We start from the raw sequence: 5161 nt of genomic DNA, 5'->3' as shown, positions 1-5161 counted from the left end.
GCACGACCTGCAGTCGCCCGCGCGGCGTGCGCCGTCGCCGCACCCGGCCGCTCGATCGCGACGGCCACGGCGGCCGCGGCGATGTCGCGTTCCACGGCAGCGTCGGCAATCAGGTGCCGCACGGCCTGGAGCTTCGCCAGCGGCTGCCCGAACTGGTGCCGGGACATCACATGCTCGCCGGCGAGCGCGCACGCCCGCTCCATCGCCCCCACCAGGGCGGCCGCGGCGAGGACGTCGCCGCGCACGCGGACCTGCTCCGCCAGGCCCGCGGGCGCCGTCACCACCGACCCGGCTGGCAGCCGGACACCGTCGAGTCGCAGGGTCACCACGGGGTCGTCCGCCAGCGACGGCAACGGCTCGGCCAGCAGGGCGGCGGCGTCCGCCACCGCGAGCCGCGTGAACGTGTCGTCGCGCAGGACCAGGACCGCTCTCTCCAGGCCCTCGGGCCACCGGACCCGGGGGGCGGCACCGCACAACCGCACTCCGGCCCCGTCCGCCTCGGCGGACACCGCCTCCGCGCGCACGACCGCCGCCCGCGCGTCTCCGATCTCCGTCCACGCCCCCGCCCCGGCCCCGGCCAGCGCCCAGCCCGCGAGCGCCGTCTCCATCAGAGGGATCGGTGCGGCGTGCCGGCCGATCCCGGCGGCGAGTTCCGCGGCGTCGGCGAGGTCCCCACCGGCGCCGCCCTGATCCTCAGGAGTCCCGACGCCGGGCCAGCCCAGCTCGTGGACCAGCGACCACAGCTCGTCCGAATCGTCCGCGGCACGCCCACCGAGGACATCGTCGACCACCGCGCGCAGATCCGAACTGAACACACAGCCGGGCACGGACATCAACACACCTCCGAGCGACCGATCACGGTACGCATGACTTCAGACGCGCCGCCGCGGATGGAGGCACCCGGGACGGCGGCGAGCCCGTCGACGAGCAGGCGGGAGGCCTCTGCGTCCGCCCCGCAGACGTCGAGGACGTAGCGGGCCGTTTCGACGACCTCCTTCTCGAAGGTGGTGCCGCGCAGCTTGAGTGCCGACGCGAGCCGTCCGGGCACCTCGCCGGCGTCGAGTGCGGTCGCGACTTGGACCGACAGCTGCCGGAGCCCGACGAGCTGGGCGGCCAGTGACCCGACGCGCTCCGTGACCGCCCGGTCCCGCACGCGCGCCGCGCTCCGCACCATCGCCGCGAGAAGCGGGTAGGTACTCAGGTAGCGTTCCGCGCCACCCCGCTCGAACGCCAACTGCTCGGTGACCTGCTTCCACCCTTGTCCGACGGTGCCGAGCGCGCGCCCAGCGGGCACCGGCACGTCGGCGAACACCACCTCGTTGAAGTGGTGCTCGCCGACCATGTCGAGGATCGGGCGGATCTCGATGCCCGGGGCATCGGAGTCGACGAGGAACTCGGTGAGTCCCTCGTGGCGGGCGTCCTCGTCGCTGGTGCGGGCCAGCACGTAGATGTGCGTCGCGTGATGGGCGGACGTGGTCCACACCTTGGCGCCGGTGACCCTCCACCCGTCGCCGTCGGGCACGGCGCGGGTCCGGACGGCGGCGAGGTCCGACCCCGCCTCGGTCTCGCTCATTCCCAGCCCGACGACGATCTCACCCCGCCGGATACCCGGCAGGAACTCGGCCTTCAGCTCGTCGGAGCCCACGCGCAGGATCGCCGGGCCGATCTGCCGGTCCGCGGTCCAGTGGGCGGTGACTGGCGCGCCCGCCCGCAGCAGCTCCTCGGTGACGACCATCCGCTCGAGGTTCGAGCGGCCCCCACCGCCGTACTCGGCCGGCCAGCTCATCCCGATCCAGCCACGCTCGGCTACCCGCTCGGTGAAACTCGCGTCGAACCCGCGCATCCAGCTGTCGGTGCGGGGAGCGATCCCGGCGGCCGCGACCACCTCCCGTACCTGCCGTCGCAGATCCGACAGGTGGTCGGCGTCTGTCGCCGTGGACACCGTCTCGATGCTCATCGTCCTCCGATCCGATCCGATCCGTGCCCGGCGCTGCGGCCGGCCGACACGTGTGCCGTCCACGACGTACGCGATCGCGGACGGCCCGCGCTCATGTGGACAGGATCGTCACGCAGGACTGACCGGGCGCGCCGTAGAGGTGGGCGTAGCCGACCCGGGCGTTCTCGACCTGGCGATCGCCCGCACGGCCGCGCAGTTGCGTGACCAGCTCGTACACCTGGCGTAGGCCCGAGGCGCCGACCGGCTCGCCGTTGGCGATCAGCCCACCGTCGGTGTTCACCGGAAGTCTGCCCTTGATCTCGGTCTCCCCCGCCGCGACGAGCTGCTCCTGCTCGCCGTGCTCGCAGAAACCGTTCTCGGCGAGATGGATGACCTCGGAGCCTGCGTCGGTGTCCTGTAGCTGCAACACGTCGACGTCCTCCGGCCCGATCCCGGCCTTCTCGTACGCCTCCTTCGATGCGTCCACGGTGGGGGACGGTGCCGGATCCAGGGTGAAGGAGGGCGACAGCAGCTCGAACGCCCCTTCCCGTCGTGACCGCAATGCGCTCGCCCGCAGATAGACCGGCGTGTCGGTGTACAGGTGGGCCTTCGCAGCCGGCACCAGGATCGCCGCGGCGGCACCCTCGTTGGGGCCGCAGTACATGAACTGGGTCAGCGGGTGGTTCAACATCGGCGAGGAGAGGATCTCGTCCTCGGCCACCGGCTTGCGTCGCCACGCCTTCGGGTTGGCCTGGCCGTTGCGGAAGGCTCGCGCCGCCACCCTGGCGAGGGTCCGCGAGCTGATCCCGTGGTCGTGCATGTAGCGCTGGATCTTCATCCCGAAGAAGTGCGTCGTGAGGAACAGGCCCTCCTCGCCGTACCAGCCCGGCAGCCCCGAGACCGAGGGGTGGTCGGAGAAGGCGCCGCGCGGGTGCTTGTCGAGCCCGATCGCGATGGTGATCTCGTGGCGGCCCAGGGCGATGTCCTCGGCCGCCATGGCCAGCGACGTGCCGCCGGTGGCGCAGCCGGTGAACACGGACCTGCCGGGGATCCCGGTCAGGCCGAGCAGACCGACGATGGCCTCCGGGTTCGTGACCTCCATGCTGCCCGCGTACAGCGCCTGGACGTCTGTCCACGCGAGACCGGCGTCGGTCAGGGCCTCGTAGACGGCCTCCTCGCCCATCTCGAGTGCCGACTTGCCGGGGTAACGACCGAACGGGTGCAGGCCCACACCCACGATGGCGACATCGGCACTGCTCATCGGGCACACTCCTCGACCGGGGCGAACGCGTGGACCATGACCTCGTTGCCGTCGGCGTCCTTCCTGAACGGGACGATCCGCAGCTCCATCTCCTGGCCGATCCGCAGCTTGGCCGGATCGGCCTCGGTCAGCCGCGCCTCCACCCGGAGCGCACCGGGCAGCTCGACGTACCCGACGGCGAACGGCGCGAACGTCTCCACCGTGTCGTCACCGGCGTACGGCGGCGAGGGCGGCCGGAACCGCTGGGTGGTGAAAGTCCACAGCGTGCCCCTCCGCGGCAGCTCCACGCGCTCGAGTTCCTCGCGGGCACTGCCGACGATCTTGTGCTTGCGGTACGGGAACACCAGCACGCCGTCGGATCCGCGACCGGCGACCAGCGCCGGTTCCTCGGCAGGCCAGGTGAACAGATCCGGGGCGATGGGTACCTGCGCACTCATGGGGCCTCCTTGACGTGGGTCGTACGGGTGTCGACGGTCATCGGGGTTCGGCGGGGCGGCGCACCTGGTCGCGCGGCCGCTCGACGAGCTCGACGACCGAGCCGTCGGGGTCGGCGAGGAACAGGACGGTGAAGCCACCGGTCGGCACGTCGGGCATGGGGATCACGACCGGTTCCGGCACGTGGGGGTGCGCGCCCGAGGCGGCGAGCGACCTACGTGCCGCGACGACGTCGTCCACGGCGAGGGCAACCCGGTAGAGGCCCTGGACGTTCGCCGCCCTCGGCCTGCCCGGCGCGGCCGGGGCCAGGACGAACTCGAGTGAGAACGTCGGATCCTCGGGCAGGGCGAGCGACATGCCTCCCGCGTCGCGAGCCACAACCTCCCAGCCGATGCCGCAGTACCAGGCGGCGGTGCGGTCCAGGTCGGTGCTGCGCATCCGCTCGTGCGACAGGGCGACACCCGCCTCCGAGGTCGGCACCTCGACGACCTCGACAACGATGCCGTCCGGCCCGGTGAACACGAACGCCGGCCGCACGGCCCCACGCACGCGCAGGCCGTCCAGGCACTCCTCGACGGCCTGTCCCGCGGCGCGGCACCGCCGGCGCACGGTCCGCAGCGACGCCACCCGGAGCCCGATCGCGGTGAAGCCCGCGGGCAGGTGGTCCGGCGCAGCGGGTTCGGTCTGTGGAGCGACCCACTCCACGAGCTCGAGGGCGGGGGCCGCCCGCGGGCCGCGGCCGTCGTAGAGGAACGACGTGGTGCTCGCGGTGCTCGGCCCCAGACCCATCGCGGTCGCATCCGAATCGGTGCTGACCGAGTGCATCCGCGGTTCCAGTCCGAGCAGGGCCATGAAGAAGGTCGCGGCGTGGGGCACCGAGACCGTGTTGGCGTTGCAGTGCAGTACCGCGTGGGCGTGGTGGTCGGGGCGGGCGGTTGCCATCGCGGGGCTGTCGAACGAGCCGCCGTGCGCGGTCACCTGGTCACCCCGGTGATGACGTGGCCGGGGTCCGTGGCCCTCCTCGTGATCGGCTCGGTGCCGCCGCCCAGCGCGTTGTGCCCACTCACCCAGGTCGCCCCGTTCCTGCAGGTGCTGCCCTGCTCCGGCAGCGTTGGCGTCATCAGACGCGACGACCGTAGCTCGACTTGACGATATCGTCAACCGCCGCATTCGACGCACTGGCGAACGACTTCCGCCCAGGACTCCGACATGTTCGTCAGAAGGGCGTGTGGTCCGGCGGCGACTGGGTCGTTCTGGTCGATCCGGAGCGGACACCAGGGCGGCGCGGATGCCGTCCTGGATCGGCGACGCTGATGTCCGCGTCTAGGTGAGCGGGAAGAGCTCCTTGAACCAGCGGATCGCCGCGTCGAACGTCTCATCGGCGTTGAGCTGGAGGTTCAGATCGTGTCCGGCGTCAGGGATGACGACCGTCCGGAGCCGGGCCGCGGGAGAGAAGAACGGGGCCTCCGCGGCGTGGAGGGTCTCGTCGGAGCTGCAGTCGACGGGCGAGCCGCCTCCGCCCTGCGCGC

Annotated in this window: 5 protein-coding genes and 1 pseudogene; all 6 read right to left on the bottom strand. The window is 72.1% G+C overall.

Going from position 1 to position 5161, the window contains the following annotated elements:
* Window positions 1-833 (bottom strand): acyl-CoA dehydrogenase family protein (locus JWR81_RS28385; protein WP_297659545.1); only part of this gene is annotated, 833 nt, incomplete at its 3' end.
* Window positions 833-1942, bottom strand: coding sequence for an acyl-CoA dehydrogenase family protein (locus tag JWR81_RS28380; RefSeq protein ID WP_297659540.1), 1110 nt, complete (start codon window positions 1940-1942; stop codon window positions 833-835). The genes JWR81_RS28385 and JWR81_RS28380, both read right to left, overlap by 1 nt.
* Window positions 1943-2048: 106 nt before the next feature.
* A complete protein-coding gene (locus JWR81_RS28375; protein ID WP_297659537.1) occupies window positions 2049-3197 on the bottom strand; it encodes a thiolase family protein in 1149 nt (382 codons plus the stop codon).
* A complete protein-coding gene (locus tag JWR81_RS28370) occupies window positions 3194-3634 on the bottom strand; it encodes an OB-fold domain-containing protein (protein WP_297659534.1) in 441 nt (146 codons plus the stop codon). Before JWR81_RS28370 ends, JWR81_RS28375 begins: the two co-directional genes overlap by 4 nt.
* Window positions 3635-3671: 37 nt before the next feature.
* A complete protein-coding gene (locus JWR81_RS28365; RefSeq protein WP_297659532.1) occupies window positions 3672-4610 on the bottom strand; it encodes a VOC family protein in 939 nt (312 codons plus the stop codon).
* A 345-nt stretch (window positions 4611-4955) separates the two neighbouring features.
* Window positions 4956-5161: pseudogene (locus tag JWR81_RS28360) on the bottom strand (hypothetical protein); the annotation flags it as partial.

Origin of the sequence: Pseudonocardia sp., from assembly GCF_025965585.1 — a bacterium.
Taxonomy (GTDB): domain Bacteria; phylum Actinomycetota; class Actinomycetes; order Mycobacteriales; family Pseudonocardiaceae; genus Pseudonocardia.
Note: the sequence above shows the minus strand (reverse complement) of the source record. Positions and strands in the feature narration are given on the sequence as shown.

Coding starts and splice junctions, on each gene's coding strand:
- JWR81_RS28375 (WP_297659537.1), bottom strand. CDS start 3,197: ATGAGCAGTGCCGATGTCGCCATCGTGGGTGTGGGCCTGCACCCGTTC.
- JWR81_RS28370 (WP_297659534.1), bottom strand. CDS start 3,634: ATGAGTGCGCAGGTACCCATCGCCCCGGATCTGTTCACCTGGCCTGCC.